Raw genomic sequence first — 19,812 nt, 5'->3', positions numbered from 1 at the left:
CAAGGAAGTCACATGAAATCGCGCCAGCCTAACCTTAACAAAAGCACCAGTTTGTTGATTGCTGCGTCCTTGTGTGTGGGCACAGCAGCCCCAGTTTTTGCCAATGATGAGCTGAGTTTTGAGTGGGATTGGGCTGTCAGTTACGAAACGGCTAAGCAGCGTGATAGCGCATTTATGCAGGCGCAGGGCAGTTCTCGTGATTCACTTAATGCACTGTTGGATGTGCAGGTGAATTATCAAAACTTCAGTGGCTTGTTTGCTTTGTATAGCCAAGGATTGTACCTCAACCAACAAGGAGAGAGTGACTGGTGGAGTGAAGCAGATAATCAACTGTTGATTCGAGAGCTGGCTTGGCTAGGAGAGTGGCAAGTCGGTGACACCACTCTTGATGTGAGTTTGGGTAAGTTGCGCGTGGATTGGGGCGTGGGTTATGGCTACCGACCTTTGGATCTGTTTAAGCCTTATCGACAAAATCCTGTTGGCTTAGTAGCAGAAGAGGGGGCGGGTGTGTTTTCACTTTCACACTACGATGTGGCCGGCGAATGGACCGTCATTGCGACGGATTCAAGCTGGGGGCAGCAAGACCAAAGTGCACTGGATCAAGCCGCAGAGCAACAAGGTGTTGGTATTCGTCGTTATGCGCTGGTGGGTGATACCGAGTATCAACTTATTGGTTATTACGATGATGTGCGCCGAGGTTTACTTGGCGCCAGTGCCATCGCCGTGTGGGATGAATCCATCGCCATGCACGGTTCCATGCTGTGGCAAAAGCAAAGTGTCGGCTATCAGTTTCAGCAAGACGATCTTTACCAACCTGTTTCGGTTGAGAAGCAGGGCAGCGCATTCCAAGCCTTGATTGGATTGAACTGGGCAAACCAAGCCGGACACAACGTGATTGCTGAATATTGGTACGACAGCCGAGCATGGTCGAAAAACGAATGGCAACAAGCAATAGAGCGTGGCGAATTACTCTCTCAGATCCCTGATCCTAACAACTCTCTGTTGGCTAGCAGCGCTCTACTTGCGACAAGCTACGCTCAAGGGTTTCAGCATGCCAATATCGTTCAGCATAATATAATGCTGCACTGGAGTTGGGATGTAGAAGCATGGGCTGCATGGAACGGCGAAGCGGATATGGGCTGGCTAAGTGATGTAACCCCTACGTTGGATCTGATGCTGTCGCCACAAGATGGTGGTGTGATTGTCACGCAATGGCTTAACTACCAATGGATTGATACCGGCGATCAAAGTGTAGAAGTGGAAGTTGCCGCACGCTTTTTAACCGGAGACGGCCAATCTGCTTACGCACAAATCAATGATAAGCATATGATTGTATTTAACATCAAAGGGAAATTCTAAATGAGTTCAGCAAAATCAGTGGTGAAAAGTGGATGGCCGCGTAGCTTATTAGTGACCACAGCATTTTGTCTCTTTATCGCAGCAATGACGCTCTCGGTTTGGGGCGGTCCATTTTACATTCATGTAGCGGTTAGCTTTGGATTTGGCTATTCGGCTATCTTCTTCTCATGGCTTGTCGACCGCTTTTTTCCTACCATTCCTCGTTTGGCGGAAGTGGCTATCTCACTGACGGCTTGCCTATTGTTTGGTGTGGTGAACGCCCAGCTTTGGCTTGGGGAATACTTCGGTATCTCAAGTATGCTGTCGGTTGGTCTGATGGGATTGTTATTCAGCGCCATGTGCTTTTTCTATTTCTATTCACGCGAGCAACATGCGATCGCTCAACGAGAGTTGGAAGCTATCAAACGCGAGAAAGCAGAGCAAGACCGTGCGCTGCTGCTGAGTCAACTTAAGCAGATGCAGAGCCAGATTGAACCGCATTTCCTATTTAATACCTTGGCAAATATCAGCGCGCTTATGTCGCAAGATGTCGATAAAGCTAAGCTGATGCTAGAACAGTTAACCGCGCTGCTGCGTGCAACGCTCAAAAGCTCACGTGAAGAGCACACTACCATAGACAATGAAACGGCGTTAATTGAGGCTTACTTAGGCATCCAGCAAACCCGTTTGGGTGATCGACTCAGTTACAAGATTGAGGTGGAAGAGGGGCTAGGCAGAACCGAGTTACCGCCGATGATGCTTCAACCCTTAATCGAAAACGCCATCATCCATGGTATTGAACCGAAGCGAGAAGGTGGCGAAGTCAGTTTGCTCATCAAACGCGAACAGCAGAACTTGAGGATTGAAGTCAGAGACACTGGTGTTGGCTTGAATCACGTTAGTGGTCACATGGGCTCTGGCGTGGGTCTAAGTAATCTCAAGCAGCGAGTTGAAGCTTTGTTCGCCGGGCAAGGAGAGGTTTCTATCAGTGAGTCTGCTCAGGGTGGCGTTTGTGTTCGCCTGAGTTGGCCAATGGAATCGTAATCAAGGAAGAAAGGAATGAATACAGGGTTTACTGCCATTATTGCTGATGATGAACCGCTATTGAGGCGTCATCTTGATAAAAGCCTAGCTGAAGTGTGGCCAGAGCTAGAGGTGATAACCAAAGTCGCAGATGGTGAACAAGCGTTGCAAGCCATTGAGCAAAGCCAACCTGATATTGCGTTTCTCGATATTCGTATGCCAGTTTTGGATGGCATGACATTAGCGCAAAAACTCAATCAACTCGCCAATCCACCTTTGATTGTGTTTGTCACTGCGTTCGATGATTACGCCATCAAAGCTTTTGAGCAAAATGCCGCCGATTATTTGCTCAAGCCTATCTCGGATGAGCGCCTTCTGACGACGTGCGAAAGAGTGAAAGCACGCCTTGCTAAGCGAGAGCAAGAAAGCAGTAATGTGCAGATGAGCAGCCTATTAGAGCAGTTGCAGCAATTATCCGCGCCACAAACGCCGCAATATCTTCAGTGGATTAAAGCGACACAGGGGGAAGATATTCATCTGATTGCCACGTCTGATGTGTTGTATTTCAAAGCGGAAGAAAAATACGTTTCTGTGTATGCCCAACAAGGACAAGGCAAAGTGCAGGAGTATTTGATTCGTACATCGTTGAAAGAGTTGATAGGGCAGCTTAACCCAGAACAGTTCTGGCAAGTGCACCGTTCAAGCGTGGTGCAAGTGTGCAAAATTAGCAAAGTAAACAAAGACTTTGCAGGCAGAATGTTTGTTCACGTTGGAGAAACTAAGCTCGCTGTGAGCCGTGCATCTCAAAGTTTGTTCAAAGGGATGTAATTGCTAGAACTGCTCACTCTTTACACTGTAAACTCGCTGCTCTTAACCCACATTATCAAGGAAGATAAATGAGTTATCGCGTAACCCTGTTAAATGCGACGGGAGAACTGTCTCCAATCTCTGAGTATTTGCATCAGAAACTTGATGATCTGAGCTCACAACTTTCTAGTTACTTTGATTTGAGTAACATTGACCTGACTGTTAGCCCGTTTGATCGCAATGACGTACCGCAGACGGGGATTGGTGGCTATTGCTTAAGTGCCTATCGTGTAGAGATTCTGCTTGATACTCAACGTGCTGATATTAAAAACGTTATTGAGAAAGAACTGGCTGCGGTGTTAGCGCATGAGTTGCATCACCTGTTCCGTATGCGAGCGGGAGAGAATGGCGTTGCACTTGGTGATGTGCTGATTATGGAAGGGTTAGCTTGTCATTTCGAACGTAAGGTGAATGGCGGCGTCACTCCAAGTTTGTTTGAGCAAATCAAAGATCAAGATTGGCGTCCTTTCTATGCAGAGATGAAAGACAAATTGACCAGCTTAGATTACAACTTCGACGCTTACTTTCTTGGCAGCGATGAAAGCCGCTGGCCGAAATACATGGGGTATTGGGTTGGGTACAACCTTGTTGCTGAATATCTGGCTGATTTTCAAGGCTCTGAGCTTGATTTAGTCGGAGCAAAAGCCGAGCTTTTCTATCAATAACTCCGACACAAGCCAAACTAATCGGCTGAGTCATAAAAACAAAAAGCGCCTAAGTCACATGACGTTAGGCGTTTTTGTCGTTTTATAGCGACGATTTCTCCGAAGATATGAATGGGCTTATTCGCTGGTCGTCACTTTCTCGATAATGATTGGATCGCATGGTACATCATCGTGACCAAACTTAGAGGTCGTTTTTACTTTCGCGATGCGGTTTACGACATCCATACCCGCGGTCACTTTACCAAACACTGCGTAGCCCCAGCCTAGGTTGGTAGTTGCGGTGTGGTCTAGGAAATCATTGTCTTCCAAGTTAATGAAGAACTGTGCCGTTGCAGAGTGCGGTGCATCGGTACGCGCCATTGCGATAGTGCCAACAAGGTTCTTTAGACCACGGTTTGCTTCGTTCGCGATAGGGGCGCGTGTTGGCTTTTCTGCCATGTCTTCGGTGTGACCGCCACCTTGGATCATAAAGCCGTCGATAACGCGGTGGAAAATGGTGCCGTTGTAGAAGCCATCTTCACAGTATTTTTTGAAGTTCTTTGAGCTAACTGGTGCTCGTTCTAGGTTCAGTTCAATCTCGATGTCACCGAAATTGGTGGTCATAATAATCATCTGGTTTTGCCCTTGTAGGTGCTAAGTTGGCGGCATTATAGCTAAGTCGTATGAGGATAGCAGAAATAAAAACAGCGACGTTTTGGCGTCGCTGTTTGCATGGTGAATGGGTGAGGAAAGCTTTAAACCGTAAAGCGGCCGACCAAGTCGTACAGCTCGTTAGCTTTGTGGTTAAGGTTGCCACTGCCTGCTCGGTTTTGGTTGGCAAGGTGTGCCGATTGGCTGCTTTGTTGAGAGATGACTTCGATGCGTTGTGAAATCTCTTGGCCAACTTGGCTTTGCTCTTCAGTTGCCGTTGCGATAAGCGTGTTCATGTCCATGATGTTAGCAATTGCGGCTTGGATTTCTTGCAGTGCGGCAGAGGCTGCTCGTGCTTCTTCAACCGTTGCTTCACCGCGCGCTTGGCTCGAACCCATGGCTTTCACTGCCGCATCCGAGCCAGACTTCAATTGCTCAATCATTTGGTGAATTTCGCCTGTGCTGTCTTGAGTGCGACTCGCCAGTTTACGAACCTCATCGGCAACGACTGCGAAGCCGCGACCTTGTTCGCCTGCACGGGCTGCTTCAATGGCTGCGTTCAGTGCCAATAGGTTGGTTTGCTCGGCGATGTCTTGAATCACTTCTAGCGAAGAAGAGATGTTTTGTACATCGCTCTCTAAACGAGAAATCACTGTGCTGGCTTCCGATACTTCTAGAGCGAGCGCTTCGACAGAGTTTGCTGCGGAATCAACAATGTGTTTCGCTTGCTGTGAATTTTCATCGGCGTCTTTGGCGGATTGCGCCGCTTGGTTAGCGTTGCTGGAAATCTCGTGGGCCGTTGCTGTCATCTCGGTCATTGCAGCAGCGACTTGTTCGGTCTCTTCACGTTGACCTGAAGCCAATTCGTCCACTTGCGATGCTCGCTGTGACATGTCGTTGGTTTCTGAAACCACTTCTTGCCCTACGTGGCTAACGCTCTTGATGATGCCTTGCAGGCTTTCAACAAAGATATTGAAGTTACGGCTCAACTGAGTGAATTCCGGCACGCTTGATTCTTCCATGCGCGCGGTTAAGTCTGCATCGCCTTGCGCGAAAGAGTGAATTGAAGCATCAAACTGCTCGATAGGCTTCATGATGCTGCGGTTAACAAACACCGCGAAGACCGCGACGATAGCTGCAATCGAAACACAGAACAGAGCAATTGCCGTCAGTGTGGTATTGAGGGCCTGATGCGCGGCTTCTTCCATGTTTGCCACAATGGCGTCGATATCATCAGTGTAGAAGCCTGTACCCAACATTAAATCCCATTCAGGAATAAAGACCGAGTAGCTCAATTTCGGTAGTGCTTCGTTCTGACCGAGTTTCGGGAAGTAATAAGTCGTGAACTCACCAGTTTTGGAATTTTTGATCAAATCCTGAATCAGGTAATTGCCTTTCTTGTCCTGCAAGTTATAGAAGTTCTCTCCGATGCCTTTGGTGTTTTTACCCACCACGACACGCACGCCTTTTGAATCGTAGCCAAAGATGTAGCCAGATTGACCGAACTCCAACTGTTTCAAGATAGGCAGTGCTTCTTCAAGTGGGGCATTTTGAGCGAGTAGTGGCTCGACGGCGGAGCGCGCCATTTGGACGTAGTTTTTGAGCTCGGCTTTTTTCATCTCCATCATTTGACTTCGAGTCTGCTCAATCTCGTGTTCGTTGTAGGCTGTGGTTTGTAGGTAGGTGAACCACATCATGCCTATTGCCATGGTTAGAATTGGAATTATTGAAAGGATATATAGTCGTTTTCTGATCGTCAGATTCATAGAGACGTCCTTCTCTCGGCGCAGCGTTACAAGTGACAAGCTGAATAAGCTTGCCTGATAAAATTATTAATACTTATTGTTGTAATGCTTAGAGATTAACCGAGTTAATCAATCAGAAGTACTGGAAGTTTATAAATTTAGACTAAGGTCGTAGCATTTTTAAGCAGGATCACAATTAACGTGAACACGAACCGTTATTGCAGCGAGAAGTGCCCGTTAACCAGTAGGAGACGCGGTAGCGGTTTTTGGCAAATTTGAGGTAAAGCCAATCCGCAACAGGTTTGACAACGCGCCAACGCAGCGGTGCATACAACCAACCGCGACCGACCAGTTGCCATGCTCGATGAGTCACGTCTAACCCAAGCAGAAGCTCTCCCTTATCGTTGAGGGCGTGCAAAATGGTGTTGGCTTGCTCCGGATCGATCTGCGGATAAGCGGCAAACGCCTCGCTGTAGATATCGACGGTTTTAATCTGCTGCTTGGAATCGCGTTGTTTTAGCGCCTTCATCTCTTTGGCGCACAAGGGACAAGTGCCATCGTAAAATACGGTCAGTTTGGTCATGATTGAGCTCATTATTGGCGGTTCTTATCCCTTTTACGCGATTATTTTTCTTTTAGTTCATTGTCTTGCAAGTAATGCAGCCAATTATCACGAATGTTGCCGTAATTGAATTGGCAGAACTCTTTGCGATCGCGTAAGTAATCTTTTTCTACTTCATCTAACAAGGCTTTGTATTGCTCTGGATCGCTGCCGTAGACCAGACACAGGGTAGAGAAGTAACGCTGTAGATCGAAACTGTGCTCGTCAATGTATTCGCCAAAATCGTAGTAGTCCGGTCTGTCGTCGGATTCGAATGCGAACATGTCCGCAGCACTTATCGCCACATCGGCACCGTCATCGACGTAATCAATCAACAAAATGGTAGCGAAGTTGTCGACCGCACCTTCTTCCTTGCCTAGTACCGGAATGTTTTGATCGGCAATGTAAGCGTGCCCGGCTTCGTGCAATAGCGTATGCAGCAAAGTATCGAGCGCGCCCGTTTTCGGTGATTTACCGTAACGTTCTTGGTATTTGTTGTTGGTGAAGTAGTTGAATGATTCCAGATAGAAGGTGTAGGGAATATGGATGGTGTGAGTTTCTGGATCGTAAAGTGGACCGTCTTCGCCACCGTAGGTCAGTGTTAGTGGGTTATCAAACGGGAAGTAATCATCAGAAAGCTGGACAAAGATGTCGTTCACTTCACTGCTTTCAATCACTTGCGCAGCAAAGCGATCGTCGGCAGTTTCCGCAGGGCGGTATTCGATTTTAATGTTTTCGCTCGCAGACGCTGTGGCAGCAAACAGCAGCAGAGAGGCAAAGGCAGAGTGAATTTTCATTTTCGGAATCTTGTTATTTGTTTGGTTTGCTTGAAAATTATACATGCTTTTTATAGTGTGCGCGCTGGAGGACACATTCATGAATAATCCATTACTACTGAAACCCCGCATCCAATAGGCGTCGTTGACTGAGAACGCAGCAACAACGCCACGAGAAATCGTTCCGTGGCATACATTTACTCTATTGAGGTCATTGCCATGAAAAAACATTGGTCCAAATTTCAGTACCTGCACCAAGTGGTGCAAAACCAAAACATCCACATCAAAGGCACTCACAGTTATTACAGCGATTGTTGGGATAACGGCTTTGAAGATTCAGTCGTGCGATATCTGCATGGCGATGAAGTCAGTAAAGCGTGGCAGCCGAGGTGGGAAGTCGATCAGCTCTATATCGGTGATTACGTTTGTATCGCGGCTGAAGCGGTGATTTTGATGGGCGGCAACCACAATCACAGGACGGACTGGTTCTGTCTGTATCCGTTTCTTGATGACATCGAGCAATCTTACCAAGGCAAAGGCGATACCGTGATTGGTGACGCAGCTTGGATTGGCATGCGCGCGATGATCATGCCCGGCGTCACCATTGGAGAAGGCGCTGTGATTGCCGCAAACAGCGTCGTGACCAAAGATGTCCCACCTTACACCGTGGTGGCAGGCTCTCCGGCAAAGCCTGTTAAGCTTCGCTTTGAGCAAGACATCGTTGATAAGCTGCTCGCCCTGCAAATCTACACGTGGGATAAAGCCAAGTTCGAGGCACTTCGCGCTTTCATCTGCAGTAATGATATTGAACAGTTGATCATTGCAGAACCAAACTATGAAAGTGGCGAATAGCACTGAAATGAGGAAAATTTTCAGCGATATGTTATAATCTCGCTCCGTTGTAACGAGAACACTTGTTGCAAGCTTGAGAATTTCCCGGGATTCGGCTCGTTCCAAACACCATGAGTCAGAGTTTTTGAACTACGATGGGATACAAGCAAACCCAGATGTTAGAGCGCCACCTCGGCGCTCTATTCGTTATGACGGGAAGGAACTTTGCTCGATAGTGATGATCACTTTCTGTTTAAGTAAGGGAGCCCGATAGCGGTTCAGAAAGTGTCACTCGGACAATACTCACAACATTATATCCATCTCCTGCAAGCAGTCATTTCTGGTTGTCTACGAAGAGGATAAGAAGGAGCTTAACAGGCTCCTTTTACATTTTAGGGCTTGCGAATAGCGCGTAAATCAGAACATCGCTTAACGACCGTCCCTTAAACTAGCCTAAGGCGCATTTAACACAACCTTTTGAGTATTTTCGAAAAAATATAGCGAGAAAATTTGCTATTGAGCGAAGGTTAAACTAACACTCAATCATTACGGAGGATGAAGAGAACAATAATAAGAGGCGATATGAATCATTTAATATCTGTAGGTGCACTGGAGTCCTTTTTGGTTGCGATCAGTGTGCTTTTCCTGGGGCATTTTATTAATGCTAAGCTACCGATCTTAAAGAAATTCAACATACCTGAGCCGATTGTGGGAGGCTTAATCGTCGCCTGCATCATTACTGCTCTTCATTTTAACGGTATCGATCTGGAATTCGATTTACCGTTGCAGAACACATTTATGCTGATGTTCTTTGCTACTGTTGGTTTGGCAGCAAACTACACTCAGTTGATGAAAGGGGGCGCGAAGGTATTCATCTTCTTAGCAGTCGCGTCGTTCTACATCATCATACAAAACGGTGTCGGTGTCTCATTAGCGGCGGCATTAGGGTTAGATCCACTGATGGGGCTTATCGCGGGTTCGATTACTCTGTCAGGTGGTCACGGCACGGGGGCGGCGTGGTCACAAACTTTCCAAGACGTTTACGGTTTGAATAACGTATTGGAAATCGCGATGGCGTCAGCAACATTCGGTTTGATCATCGGTGGTATCATCGGTAGTCCGGTTGCTCAGCGATTGATCGAAAAGAACAAGATCGAATCTGAGTATGGTCCTGGTGGCCGAGATGCTAAAACCCACGAAAAATTCCCAGAATTGGTGACGTACAACGAATACGAAGAAGATAAAGTAACCGCGAAAAAAGTGGTTGAGAAACTGTTCTTCCTATTGATCTGTGTAACAGGTGCGAAGTACGTAGAGCAATGGGTGAGCACTTACGAGATTAAATGGCTGATGATTCCAGACTTCGTTTACGCGTTGTTCATTGGTGTGATCATCACTAACTTCTTGGAAGTGACCAAAGTTCGCAAGTTAGATACAGAAACGGTCGATATGCTAGGTACGGTATCACTGTCTCTATTCTTAGCAATGGCATTGATGAGCCTAAAACTGTGGAACATTTTCGACCTAGCAATCCCATTCTTGGTGATTCTGGGCGTGCAGTCGGTGATTTTGGCTATCTTCACCTATTACGTAACGTTCAAGGTGATGGGTAGTAACTATGATGCTGCGGTTATCTCTGGTGGTCACTGTGGCTTTGGTTTGGGGGCAACCCCAACGGCGGTAATGAACATGGGTTCAATCGTTAACCGCTTTGGTCCGTCACCACAAGCGTTCATGGTTGTGCCGATTGTTGGTGCCTTCTTCATCGACATCGTTAACTTGATCATTCTACAAGGTTACATCTCGTTCCTTGGCTAGATAGATTGAGACGCCGAATAAAACAAAAGGTCACAGTATTGCTGTGACCTTTTTTGTATCTGGCGTTTGCCAACGACGAGCTTCGTCTGTCTAGACGCAGGCTTTCATTTTCAAACGGTTCTTGTTGTCGCGATTAGCAAGCACTTGCTGGTGGTCATCAATCGTCCCCAGTGTTTTCGCCATGCGATCGTAAAGCACAACGTTCACTGTCGCGGCTAGGTTCATACAACCGTGAGTCGGCACGTACACCACATGATGCGCCTTATTGACCATCTCTTGAGGCAGTGAGCCATCCTCAGGTCCAAACACATAAATCGCGTTCTCTGGGTGAGTGAAGTGCGGCAGTGCTGTTGCACCGACCACTAACTCTACACAAACAATTTCCACATCGTCGGCAACATTAGCAGTGAGGTCTTCCATCTCCACTAATTGAATACGTTCTTGTGAGTTCTGGGTGTCGGTCTGGAATTTTACTGCGCGGCTGTAGCGTGTGCCGTTGTAACGAACTTGCGCAGCGTCGTAGCAGCCAGCGGCTCGCAACACAGCGCCAACGTTGGTTGGACTCTTTGGGTTGTACAGTCCAATAATGGCTGTTGGCTTGGTGGTCATGGTTGGTGTTCTGCTTTTCAAAAATTCTAGATAACAGCGCTGAGCGCATTAAGCGGGGGATTATGAACTTAACCACGCCGAAGCGCTATCGCTATAGGCTGATTATTTTTGCGTTGGAGCAAACAGAGTGAAGATGGATGGTGCTGAAAATGAAAAAAGCGAGGACAGTACCTCGCTTTTTGTGTGGTTTCGCTTGTGCTTGTTAGTTCACGGTGCGGCTGAACTTGATGCTAGCCGTCCAAGCAAGCACACCAATGAAAGCGTAAACCCCAACGTTCATCCAACCTGCATCTGGAATCGCGCTGAACGGGTTTGGCGACAGAATCGCGTGCAGTGGTAGATAGAAAATCGCTGAGAAGAAATCATCCAGACCATAGTAGTTGAACATCGCAATCGGCATCCAGCGTAGCGCGTAAATACCAATCAAGATCACCAACAGTGGTGAGTTCACTTTCTGTGAGATTGCCATTGCGGTTAGTGCGAGCGGTAATAACAATACGCCAGCCACTACCATTCGAAGCAAGAATTCAATCCAGTTCAGCAGCACGAAGCCCAGTGATGCTTGTCGATACAATAACGCCAGCTGGTGGTCGGTTGAAACATTCAACATCCACAGCATAAAGTCAGCAGCGAAAACCAATACCGAACACACCAATGGAATCACCAATAAACCAAACGTCAGCTTCACCAGATGGGTTTTTACGTCACTGACAGGCATACTGCGCCAAAACATGATATTGCCCTCTGAGCGCTCTTTACGCAGTGTTCTAGGGAAGTATTGAGTGCCAAGCAGGATAGACAATAAACCAATGCCACCTGTGATCAGCATGTTGACGTCATCGCCGAGTTCTTTGTGGATGTCACTGACATCACCACCAAGGCTCATTTGGAAGAACATATTGTGTTGCAGTGTCGAGCTGCTCATTAAGCTGACGAACAGCAGCACGCCACAGGCAAACATAAACAACGGCACGCGTGTAACCAATGGGTTTTCTAGCCATTCTTTACGCAACATCGCGACAATCGATTTCATTATGCTGCCTCCTTCTGCAATGCCAAGAACAGATCCGCAAGCTTGACGCCATACACATCACCTAGCCCTGCAACTTGTTCTGCGTATTGGGATGACAGCAACCATTTAGTCGTGCCTAAGCCTTTTTGCGATGACAGTGGTTTCAGCGCTTCGATTTGTGCGCGATGCTCATCACTGGCATCGAGAATGAAGTAATCTTCGCTGATGCTGTCCATTGAGGTTTGCAGAACAGGTTGACCGTGTTTAAGGATCAGCACGTCCGTCAGTAGGTGTTCGATTTCCGATACTTCATGGCTCGCAATGATCAGTACACGCTCACCATCATGGAACCATTCCAGCAAGTGACGGTAGAAGGTATCGCGATAAACCAAATCCAAGCCAAGCGTTGGCTCGTCCAGAATCAGAATCTGCGTATTGGTCGCGATGACGACAGCCAAGTGCAATTGCACCTTCATGCCTTTCGATAGGGATTTGATGCGTGCACGCGGCTTGATGTCGGTTTGACGAAGCATGGCATCGGCTTTGCTGCGATTAAAACCTGGGTGTACGCCCTCGGTGTAATCGAGCAACTGAGCAACCGTCATCCAGTTTGGCAGCACGTTCACATCCGAGATGTAAGACAAGCTCTGCATGATTTTGTCGCGTTGCATGATTGGCTCAAAGCCGTTGATGCGAATGGTGCCCTGATATTCGTGTGCACCGAGTAGGGCGTTAATGAGAGTCGATTTACCCGCACCGTTATGACCTAGCAAGCCAAGCACTTGACCCGCTTGTAGATCAAAACTCACGTCATGCAGCGCTTCACCCTGCTGACGATATTGCTTGGAGACGTGTTTTACATTGACTAATGCGCTCATTGGTCACCTTCAATATGTGTTTGGATTTGTTGGATAAATTCATCAAGTGACATATCCAGACGTTGTAGTGTGTCGGCGATCTGCGGAATTTGTTGCTCAAGGAAACGTGCTTTTTCATCAGCAAGCAGCTGTTTTTTTGCACCTTGGGCGACAAACATGCCTTGCCCACGTTTCTTTTCTACCAATCCTTCATCAACCAATAACTGATAGCCCTTCATGACCGTCAGGTGGTTGATCTTCATATCCGCAGAGACACTGCGTACCGAAGGCAAAGCTTCGCCCTCTTGCCAGATGCCTTGCAATATTTGCTGGGTGATCTGGTCAGCCAACTGACGGAAAATCGGTTGGCGATCATGCCAATGCGTCATGATTGGTTTCCTTGGCTGAGTTGGTGTTATATATATGTATAACACCTTGGCGATGGGATAGAAAGCGCCAATCTTCTTGCGCTGTTTTCTCAATCACTTTTGCCGATGAAATTTCGACAAAGTTTGCACCAGAGTTTCACGCAAAATTTGTACGCAATCGCATACGTTTTTGCCTTCAAAAACTGGTAAAAAATTGTTCACTTCTCATAAGTTGAGAAGAGCTAAAAAAACGAGAAAATTGCGCCACAAAACTTGGTGAAAAAGTGTGTTTTTTCACTGAGTGAGAATTGGGTGAATATCCGAGTTGTTGCTTTCTTATTTAATGAGAATTTAGTGGGTTTGGACCCTAGAAAACCACACGTTCAGTAGGCACTCTGACCTGCCTAAATACCGCTCAACCCGCGAGTTGTTACTCAAAGGATGAGAAAAAGGAGGCAAAGAGGTTTTATGAATCAGGTCATTTCTGTCGGTCCACAAGAGTCGTTTCTAGTCGCTATTTGTGTGTTGTTCTTGGGACAATTCGTTAACGCTAAATTACCGATCTTAAAGAAATTCAATATTCCCGAGCCAATCGTGGGTGGTTTGATTGTCGCTTGTGCGATCACCGCGATGCATTTCAATGGCGTGGATTTAGTTTTCGATTTACCGCTGCAAAACACTTTCATGTTGATGTTCTTCGCCACCGTTGGCTTGGCTGCAAATTACACCCAGTTGATTAAAGGCGGCGCTAAGGTGTTTATCTTCTTAGCCGTGGCATCGGTGTACATTCTTATCCAAAACGCGGTCGGTGTCTCCTTGGCAACGGCGCTCGGCTTAGACCCGCTAATGGGCTTGATTGCAGGCTCGATTACGCTGTCTGGTGGTCACGGTACGGGCGCAGCATGGTCACAAACCTTCCAAGACATGTACGGCTTGCACAACGTACTAGAAGTGGCAATGGCATCCGCTACCTTTGGTTTGGTCATTGGTGGCATCATTGGCAGCCCAGTAGCACAACGCTTGATCGATAAACGTAACCTTGAATCCGAATATGGACGCACCAACCAGACTCACGAACGTTTCCCTGAATTGGTGACCTATAACGAGCACGAAGAAGACCGCGTGACGGCGAAAAAAGTGGTCGAGAGTTTATCGATCATTCTATTGTGTGTTACTGGTGCCGATTACTTAGAAGGTTGGGTGAGCAGCTTTGGTATCAAATGGCTGATGATTCCAGACTTCGTTTACGCGCTGTTTATCGGTGTGGTGATCACCAACATCATGGAAGTGACCAAAGTACGCAAAGTGGATGTCGAGACGGTCGATATTCTTGGTACGGTTTCGCTGTCTCTGTTCTTAGCGATGGCGCTAATGAGCCTAAAACTGTGGAACATCTTCGACTTAGCGATCCCGTTCCTCATCATTCTGGCGGTGCAATCGGTGATTCTGGCAGTCTTCGCGTACTACGTAACGTTCCGCGTGATGGGCAGCAATTACGATGCAGCGGTTATCGCAAGTGGTCACTGTGGCTTTGGTCTGGGCGCAACCCCAACAGCAGTAATGAACATGGGCTCTATCGTTAACCGCTTCGGTCCATCACCACAAGCTTTTATGGTGGTGCCTATCGTTGGCGCGTTCTTTATCGACATCGTCAACCTAGTGATTCTGCAAGGCTGTATTTCTTTTATTAAGTAACTAGCCACGCTCCACAAAATAAAAGCCAGTCCCGAGAGACTGGCTTTTTTGATCGGCTTAGAGCAATAGGCATCAACAATTTAGATTACTGGAATGAGCCATGTCCTTTAAATTTATCAATGACTAATATTCGGTTTGTTGAGGACGTTACTGATGCGAAATCGTCGGACATTTATCATCAGTTATTTCCTTTTCTCCTTATAAGACTCTAGCTAATTGCCCGTCGCATCCATCATCGCGACGGGCTTTTTTTATTCCTGTCAAACGGACGTTGCGATGGAATTACAAGAACGCTTTGTATGGCAGTTCTGGTTCGTTTTTGAAGATGTCGCTAAAGCCACGGAAGTGCTGGTAGTGCATGCGACCTTTATCGGTAGGGAAGGTGTATTTGCCCCCGACTTGCCAGAAGAACGGTGCGAACTTGTATTGCAGACGGTCTTTCTTCATGTTCCACAACACTTCGATTTCGCGTGGGTCGTTTTGGAAGTTCGCCCAAATATCGTGGTGGAATGGCATGACGACATCACAATTCAACGATTCTGCAGCACGTAGGATGTCAGAAGACGTCATCTTGTCAGTCACGCCGCGTGGGTTCTCACCGAATGACAACAGTGCCACGTCGATTTGGTATTCGTTGCCGTGCGCTGCGTAGTAGTTCGAGTAGTGCGAGTCACCAGAGTGGTAAACCGAGCCGCCTGAAGTTTCAATCAGGTAGTTCACTGCGCGTTTGTCCATGCCGTCGAGGATTTCTTTATCGTAAGATGAAGTGCCCTCTGGCAGCGTGACAAGAGCAGTACGGTCGAATGAATCCAGTACGCGGATCTTCATGTCGCCGACTTCAAGCACATCGCCCACTTTCGCGACAACACAACGCTCTTCTGGCACGCCCCAGCCCATCCATAAATCGACACATGCTTGTGGACCGATGAACTTCACGTGTTCACCACAGTTTTGCAGTACCGCTGCCGCGACGTTCACGTCGATATGGTCAGCATGGTCATGGGATGCCATCACAGCGTCGATTTCTTTGATAGCAAATGGGTCGAGCGGGAAGATAGCAGTACGTAGGTTTGGTTGCAGCGCTTCGACACCGCCCATACGCATCATTTGGTGCTGGTTCTTCATGAAGGCGTTCTTTTGCGTCTTTTTGCCCGTACCACACCAGAAGTCGATAGAGATGTTGGTGTTGCCCTCACTCTTCAACCAGATACCTGTACAACCTAGCCACCACATCGAGAATGTACTTGGTTCTACCACCGTATTTTCGATCTCTTCGTTTAACCAGGTACCCCACTCAGGGAATGTATTTAGGATCCAAGATTCACGAGTGATTTCATTTACTTTACTCATAGCAACACCTTTTTGTTTCACAATTTTTATTAAATTTGGGATGTAGGGAGCCGAGCGCCTTAATTTGTGGTTAAGGCACTAAGCTGAATTATTTTTATTTATTTGAGAAAGAGGCTAGGGCGCGTTAGACCAGAATGACCTGTGTCCCTTTTGCTTCTATCGCTTTGATGACCTCTGGGTTGGCGTTTTTGCCAGTGATCAGAATGTCGATTTTCTCGGTAGGACAGAACAACATGCCCGTTCTGTGACCCACTTTGGAGCTGTCTACCACGACGACGAGCTTGTCGATTTGCTCAAGCATTTGCTGCTCAGCCACCGCGGTTAACATGTCGGCTTTGTAGAGTCCGGCTTCGGTTAATCCTTTACCCGAGGTGAACATCCAATTGCCTGCGTAACTGCCAAGCGAGTTGGGCGCCGGATTTAAGAACAGTTTTTGCGAACGGTTGTATTGACCGCCAATGATGATCACATCGTCATGGTCTTCATTGATCAGGTAGCTTGCCAATGGGAAGTAGTTGGTGACGATCTGCACATCTTGTCCACATAGCTTCTGCCCAAGTAGGAAAGCGGTCGAACCGCAGTTGATGACTACGCTGTCGCCAGGTTGACAAAGCTCAGCGGCTTGCATCGCAATCAAGGATTTCTCTTCGTAATGCTCAGTGCTGTTGATGTTCAGCGGTGACCATTTTTTCTTTTCTGCTTCGACGCGTTCTGCGCCGTTGCGTACTTTGCGTAGTTTTCCTAGTTCATCCAGCTTAGAGATATCACGGCGAGCCGTCGCTGGAGAGACGTTAAAGCTCTCAATAATGTGTGAGACGTTAATCGTCTGATTTTCTTCTAATAAAGACAGAATGCCATTGTGTCTTTGTACTTCATTCATACCCATCACCCTATTTGATTCAAATTCACCGAAATGTGTATCTAGTGATTATTTGGTGATTACTTGTGATTTGTTTTGATTCTATTAATCACGCTCTTGATTGTCAAATTCAAGACTGATGAAAATCTGAACCTCATCACAAGAATTTATAAGTTGTTGTATTTATTGACAATTTAATTTTTGTGTGTGATCCGCTTACCATTTGTAGGGTTTTTTGGGGGGCAAAATTGATAAATATCAAAATAATCACAAATGAGCATTGCGTGATTACTTTTGATTGTTAGAGTTTATTTCGTGAGCAAAAACTGAGTAGATTCTACGACATCAGATGGAATCACTCTGACCTACATACGATTACAAATAAAAAACACTCTAGGGGTAAAGATATGGAGTTCTTGTACGACATCTTCTATATTTTTTACAGCCAAGTTATGACCAAAGCCCCACTACTACTGGGTTTGGTAACATGCATTGGCTATTGGTTGCTGAGAAGAGACGCCACCACCATCATTAAAGGTTCCATCAAAACGATCGTGGGTTTCATGCTGGTTCAAGTGGGTGCGGGCACCCTAGTTGCTGGCTTCAAACCTGTGATTTCCAAACTTTCTGAATACCATGGGCTAACCGGCTCGGTCATTGACCCTTACACTTCCATGATGTCTACCATGGAAGCGATGGGCGACAACTACTCTTGGGTGGGTTACGCCGTTCTATTGGCATTAGGTATCAACATCCTCTTGGTACTGTTCCGCCGCTACACGGGTATCCGCACCATCATGCTGACTGGTCACATCATGTTCCAGCAAGCAGGTCTGATTGCCGTGTTCTACTTTGTGCTTGGCGCAAGCATGTGGGAAACCATCATTTACTCTGCGGTGTTAATGGCGCTGTACTGGGGTATCTCCTCCAACATTATGTTCAAGCCAACCGAAGAAGTCACTGGCGGGGCGGGTTTCTCAATTGGTCACCAACAACAGGTCGCGTCTTGGATTGCAACAAAAGTAGCGCCAAAACTGGGTGATAAGAACGACAGCGTTGACCACCTAGAACTGCCTAAATGGCTACACATCTTCCACGACAGCATCGCAGCAACGGCGATCGTGATGACGGTGTTCTTCGGCATCATTCTGCTTTCATTCGGTCTTGATAACCTTCAAGAAATGGCAGGTACCACACACTGGACTATCTACATCTTAGAAACGGGTCTGAAATTCGCTGTAGCGATTCAGGTTATTGTAGCTGGTGTACGTATGTTCGTTGCTGAGCTGTCTGAAGCGTTCAAAGGCATCTCTGAGCGCGTGATTCCAAATGCGGTACTGGCGATTGACTGTGCGGCTATCTACGCATTCTCTCCAAACGCAATGGTATTTGGTTTCATGTGGGGTGCGCTGGGTCAGTTCGCAGCAGTACTGGCGATGCTGGCATTCGATGCGCCAATCATGATCATCCCTGGCTTCATTCCAATGTTCTTCTCTAACGCGACCATCGGCGTATTTGCTAACCACTTCGGTGGCTGGAAAGCGGTGATGAAGATCTGTTTCGTGATGGGCATCATCGAGGTACTAGGTTCTGCTTGGGCTATCCACCTATTTAGCCAACACGGCACAGAATTCAATGGCTGGATGGGCATGGCGGACTGGGCGCTTGTATTCCCACCAATCATGCAAGGTCTGTCTGCATCGAAAATGTTCTTCTTCGTTCTTGTTGGTTTGTCTCTGGTTTACATGTTCTTCGCTTCTCGCAAGCTACGTGCTGAAGAAGACGCGCAAGGCACAGTAGAAATCAGTGAAGAGCCAGAAGTGATTGAAGCGGTAGAGCAAGCAATCAAAGCGAGCGACGGTCTGCGCCCAGTAAGCATCCTTGCGGTATGTGGTAACGGTCAAGGTTCATCAATGATGATGAAAATGAAGATCGGTAAATACCTAGAGAAGAAAGGCATTCCTCACGTGATGGACTCATGCGCAGTGTCGGACTACAAGTCGAAGCTTGCGAGCACAGACATCATCGTATCGTCGAAGCACCTGTCTGCGGAGATGGAGCCAGGCGAAGGCAAGTTTGTACTCGGGGTGCAAAACATGCTTAACCCTAACTCCTTTGGTGACGAGCTACTCGACATCATCAATAAAAACTTTGTACCAGCAAAATAAAACAACATGACCAAATATTTCTCTCAATGAAGAGATAAGAAACCAATAACAAACAGCGGATAACAACAGTGGTGCCGGGCTTCGAAAAGCTAAAGTCACGGCACCCAAACTGGAGATAGAACAATGGGATTAAAACAATCACTGATCGATAACAACTCAATCAAACTGCAAGCACAAGCATCTAACTGGCGTGAAGCCATCAAGATTGGTACAGACATGTTGATTGCCTCTGGTGCGATTCAGCCTTCTTACCATGACGCCATCATCAGCAGCGTGGAAGAGTTAGGTCCTTACATCTGCATCGCGCCTAACTTGGCACTGCCACACGCACGCCCAGAAAACGGCGTGATTCGAACTGCTTTCGCACTGGTTACGCTAGAAGAGCCAATCTACTTTGACGGCGAAGACGAGCCAGTTGATGTGTTGATCACGCTAGCGGGCAGCTCTTCAGACGAGCACATGGAAGGTCTCATGGAAGTGACCCAAGTGTTGGATGATGAAGACAGCGAAACGGGCGTGGATTTGGACAAGCTTCGCCGTTGCCGCAGCAAAACCGATGTATTCAACGTGATTGATGAAGCTCTGGCTGTCACCGCCTAA

19 protein-coding genes are annotated in these 19,812 nt (G+C 47.2%); 9 read left to right on the top strand and 10 right to left on the bottom strand.

Annotated elements, in window-relative coordinates; genetic code table 11:
- The first annotated feature begins 12 nt into the window (after nucleotides 1-12).
- The 4 genes from ACLIIY_RS19560 (at nucleotide 13) to ACLIIY_RS19545 (ending at nucleotide 3,893) form a co-directional block, all read left to right on the top strand.
- Nucleotides 13-1,359, top strand: a complete 1,347-nt coding sequence (locus ACLIIY_RS19560) for a hypothetical protein (RefSeq protein ID WP_434529177.1) — start codon at nucleotides 13-15, stop codon at nucleotides 1,357-1,359.
- The gene (locus ACLIIY_RS19555) at nucleotides 1,360-2,382 is read left to right on the top strand and encodes a sensor histidine kinase (RefSeq protein WP_434529176.1); all 1,023 of its coding nucleotides are present in this window, start codon (nucleotides 1,360-1,362) and stop codon (nucleotides 2,380-2,382) included.
- A 15-nt stretch (nucleotides 2,383-2,397) separates the two neighbouring features.
- The gene (locus ACLIIY_RS19550; protein WP_434529175.1) at nucleotides 2,398-3,189 is read left to right on the top strand and encodes a LytR/AlgR family response regulator transcription factor; all 792 of its coding nucleotides are present in this window, start codon (nucleotides 2,398-2,400) and stop codon (nucleotides 3,187-3,189) included.
- A 68-nt stretch (nucleotides 3,190-3,257) separates the two neighbouring features.
- Nucleotides 3,258-3,893, top strand: a complete 636-nt coding sequence (locus tag ACLIIY_RS19545; protein ID WP_434529174.1) for a DUF2268 domain-containing putative Zn-dependent protease — start codon at nucleotides 3,258-3,260, stop codon at nucleotides 3,891-3,893.
- A gap of 117 nt (nucleotides 3,894-4,010) precedes the next feature.
- Here the strand turns inward: ACLIIY_RS19545 and ACLIIY_RS19540 are convergent, their stop codons facing one another.
- The 4 genes from ACLIIY_RS19540 to ACLIIY_RS19525 all read right to left on the bottom strand — a co-directional run bounded on the left by ACLIIY_RS19540 (nucleotide 4,011) and on the right by ACLIIY_RS19525 (nucleotide 7,666).
- Entirely contained in the window at nucleotides 4,011-4,505 is a 495-nt protein-coding gene (locus ACLIIY_RS19540) for a peptidylprolyl isomerase (RefSeq protein WP_434529173.1), read from the bottom strand.
- Between the two features lie 122 nt (nucleotides 4,506-4,627).
- Nucleotides 4,628-6,289, bottom strand: a complete 1,662-nt coding sequence (locus ACLIIY_RS19535) for a methyl-accepting chemotaxis protein (protein ID WP_038895026.1) — start codon at nucleotides 6,287-6,289, stop codon at nucleotides 4,628-4,630.
- Between the two features lie 175 nt (nucleotides 6,290-6,464).
- Nucleotides 6,465-6,851, bottom strand: a complete 387-nt coding sequence (locus ACLIIY_RS19530; protein ID WP_264407458.1) for a thiol-disulfide oxidoreductase DCC family protein — start codon at nucleotides 6,849-6,851, stop codon at nucleotides 6,465-6,467.
- Nucleotides 6,852-6,892: 41 nt separating this feature from the next.
- Complete coding sequence (locus ACLIIY_RS19525) at nucleotides 6,893-7,666, bottom strand: DUF4344 domain-containing metallopeptidase (RefSeq protein WP_434529172.1); 774 nt, start codon at nucleotides 7,664-7,666, stop codon at nucleotides 6,893-6,895.
- 198 nt (nucleotides 7,667-7,864) lie between these two features.
- Between ACLIIY_RS19525 and ACLIIY_RS19520 the strand changes: the two genes are divergently transcribed.
- Complete coding sequence (locus ACLIIY_RS19520) at nucleotides 7,865-8,497, top strand: CatB-related O-acetyltransferase (RefSeq protein ID WP_434529171.1); 633 nt, start codon at nucleotides 7,865-7,867, stop codon at nucleotides 8,495-8,497.
- A 561-nt stretch (nucleotides 8,498-9,058) separates the two neighbouring features.
- The gene (gene gltS, locus ACLIIY_RS19515; protein ID WP_005443440.1) at nucleotides 9,059-10,294 is read left to right on the top strand and encodes a sodium/glutamate symporter; all 1,236 of its coding nucleotides are present in this window, start codon (nucleotides 9,059-9,061) and stop codon (nucleotides 10,292-10,294) included.
- Nucleotides 10,295-10,384: 90 nt separating this feature from the next.
- On the opposite strand, the gene ACLIIY_RS19510 is transcribed toward gltS (ACLIIY_RS19515), so the two are convergent.
- The 4 genes from ACLIIY_RS19510 to ACLIIY_RS19495 form a co-directional block, all read right to left on the bottom strand.
- The gene (locus ACLIIY_RS19510; RefSeq protein ID WP_434529170.1) at nucleotides 10,385-10,903 is read right to left on the bottom strand and encodes an RNA methyltransferase; all 519 of its coding nucleotides are present in this window, start codon (nucleotides 10,901-10,903) and stop codon (nucleotides 10,385-10,387) included.
- Nucleotides 10,904-11,105: 202 nt separating this feature from the next.
- Nucleotides 11,106-11,936, bottom strand: a complete 831-nt coding sequence (locus ACLIIY_RS19505) for a hypothetical protein (RefSeq protein WP_434529169.1) — start codon at nucleotides 11,934-11,936, stop codon at nucleotides 11,106-11,108.
- Nucleotides 11,936-12,793, bottom strand: coding sequence for an ABC transporter ATP-binding protein (locus ACLIIY_RS19500; RefSeq protein ID WP_434529168.1), 858 nt, complete (start codon nucleotides 12,791-12,793; stop codon nucleotides 11,936-11,938). The genes ACLIIY_RS19505 and ACLIIY_RS19500 overlap by 1 nt, the downstream gene beginning before the upstream one ends.
- Nucleotides 12,790-13,161 carry a GntR family transcriptional regulator gene (locus ACLIIY_RS19495; protein WP_005428840.1) on the bottom strand — a complete coding sequence of 124 codons (372 nt, stop codon included), beginning with the start codon at nucleotides 13,159-13,161 and terminating at the stop codon, nucleotides 12,790-12,792. Before ACLIIY_RS19495 ends, ACLIIY_RS19500 begins: the two co-directional genes overlap by 4 nt.
- 447 nt (nucleotides 13,162-13,608) lie before the next feature.
- Here ACLIIY_RS19495 and gltS (ACLIIY_RS19490) point away from each other — a divergent pair, with 447 nt between their 5' ends.
- The gene (gene gltS / locus ACLIIY_RS19490; protein ID WP_005428834.1) at nucleotides 13,609-14,835 is read left to right on the top strand and encodes a sodium/glutamate symporter; all 1,227 of its coding nucleotides are present in this window, start codon (nucleotides 13,609-13,611) and stop codon (nucleotides 14,833-14,835) included.
- Between the two features lie 282 nt (nucleotides 14,836-15,117).
- On the opposite strand, the gene ulaG is transcribed toward gltS (ACLIIY_RS19490), so the two are convergent.
- Complete coding sequence (gene ulaG / locus ACLIIY_RS19485) at nucleotides 15,118-16,185, bottom strand: L-ascorbate 6-phosphate lactonase (RefSeq protein ID WP_434529167.1); 1,068 nt, start codon at nucleotides 16,183-16,185, stop codon at nucleotides 15,118-15,120.
- A 124-nt stretch (nucleotides 16,186-16,309) separates the two neighbouring features.
- A complete protein-coding gene (ulaR, locus tag ACLIIY_RS19480) occupies nucleotides 16,310-17,065 on the bottom strand; it encodes an HTH-type transcriptional regulator UlaR (protein ID WP_005448893.1) in 756 nt (251 codons plus the stop codon).
- A gap of 386 nt (nucleotides 17,066-17,451) precedes the next feature.
- Here ulaR and ACLIIY_RS19475 point away from each other — a divergent pair, with 386 nt between their 5' ends.
- Both ACLIIY_RS19475 and ACLIIY_RS19470 read left to right on the top strand, forming a co-directional pair.
- The gene (locus ACLIIY_RS19475) at nucleotides 17,452-19,212 is read left to right on the top strand and encodes a PTS ascorbate-specific subunit IIBC (RefSeq protein WP_005434683.1); all 1,761 of its coding nucleotides are present in this window, start codon (nucleotides 17,452-17,454) and stop codon (nucleotides 19,210-19,212) included.
- 123 nt (nucleotides 19,213-19,335) lie between these two features.
- Nucleotides 19,336-19,812 carry a PTS sugar transporter subunit IIA gene (locus ACLIIY_RS19470; protein ID WP_434529166.1) on the top strand — a complete coding sequence of 159 codons (477 nt, stop codon included), beginning with the start codon at nucleotides 19,336-19,338 and terminating at the stop codon, nucleotides 19,810-19,812.

The sequence above is a fragment of the Vibrio sp. K4 genome (assembly GCF_051122595.1).
Classification (GTDB): domain Bacteria; phylum Pseudomonadota; class Gammaproteobacteria; order Enterobacterales; family Vibrionaceae; genus Vibrio; species Vibrio owensii.
The sequence above is the reverse complement of the archived record's forward strand: the minus strand, read 5'-3'. Positions and strand labels throughout refer to the sequence as shown.

Coding starts and splice junctions, on each gene's coding strand:
- ACLIIY_RS19525 (WP_434529172.1), bottom strand. CDS start 7,666: ATGAAAATTCACTCTGCCTTTGCCTCTCTGCTGCTGTTTGCTGCCACA.
- ACLIIY_RS19530 (WP_264407458.1), bottom strand. CDS start 6,851: ATGACCAAACTGACCGTATTTTACGATGGCACTTGTCCCTTGTGCGCC.
- ulaR (WP_005448893.1), bottom strand. CDS start 17,065: ATGAATGAAGTACAAAGACACAATGGCATTCTGTCTTTATTAGAAGAA.
- ACLIIY_RS19555 (WP_434529176.1), top strand. CDS start 1,360: ATGAGTTCAGCAAAATCAGTGGTGAAAAGTGGATGGCCGCGTAGCTTA.
- ACLIIY_RS19540 (WP_434529173.1), bottom strand. CDS start 4,505: ATGATTATTATGACCACCAATTTCGGTGACATCGAGATTGAACTGAAC.
- gltS (WP_005428834.1), top strand. CDS start 13,609: ATGAATCAGGTCATTTCTGTCGGTCCACAAGAGTCGTTTCTAGTCGCT.
- ACLIIY_RS19545 (WP_434529174.1), top strand. CDS start 3,258: ATGAGTTATCGCGTAACCCTGTTAAATGCGACGGGAGAACTGTCTCCA.
- ACLIIY_RS19560 (WP_434529177.1), top strand. CDS start 13: ATGAAATCGCGCCAGCCTAACCTTAACAAAAGCACCAGTTTGTTGATT.
- ACLIIY_RS19510 (WP_434529170.1), bottom strand. CDS start 10,903: ATGACCACCAAGCCAACAGCCATTATTGGACTGTACAACCCAAAGAGT.
- ACLIIY_RS19520 (WP_434529171.1), top strand. CDS start 7,865: ATGAAAAAACATTGGTCCAAATTTCAGTACCTGCACCAAGTGGTGCAA.
- ACLIIY_RS19475 (WP_005434683.1), top strand. CDS start 17,452: ATGGAGTTCTTGTACGACATCTTCTATATTTTTTACAGCCAAGTTATG.
- ACLIIY_RS19550 (WP_434529175.1), top strand. CDS start 2,398: ATGAATACAGGGTTTACTGCCATTATTGCTGATGATGAACCGCTATTG.
- ACLIIY_RS19500 (WP_434529168.1), bottom strand. CDS start 12,793: ATGAGCGCATTAGTCAATGTAAAACACGTCTCCAAGCAATATCGTCAG.
- ACLIIY_RS19535 (WP_038895026.1), bottom strand. CDS start 6,289: ATGAATCTGACGATCAGAAAACGACTATATATCCTTTCAATAATTCCA.
- ACLIIY_RS19505 (WP_434529169.1), bottom strand. CDS start 11,936: ATGAAATCGATTGTCGCGATGTTGCGTAAAGAATGGCTAGAAAACCCA.
- ACLIIY_RS19495 (WP_005428840.1), bottom strand. CDS start 13,161: ATGACGCATTGGCATGATCGCCAACCGATTTTCCGTCAGTTGGCTGAC.
- gltS (WP_005443440.1), top strand. CDS start 9,059: ATGAATCATTTAATATCTGTAGGTGCACTGGAGTCCTTTTTGGTTGCG.
- ACLIIY_RS19470 (WP_434529166.1), top strand. CDS start 19,336: ATGGGATTAAAACAATCACTGATCGATAACAACTCAATCAAACTGCAA.
- ulaG (WP_434529167.1), bottom strand. CDS start 16,185: ATGAGTAAAGTAAATGAAATCACTCGTGAATCTTGGATCCTAAATACA.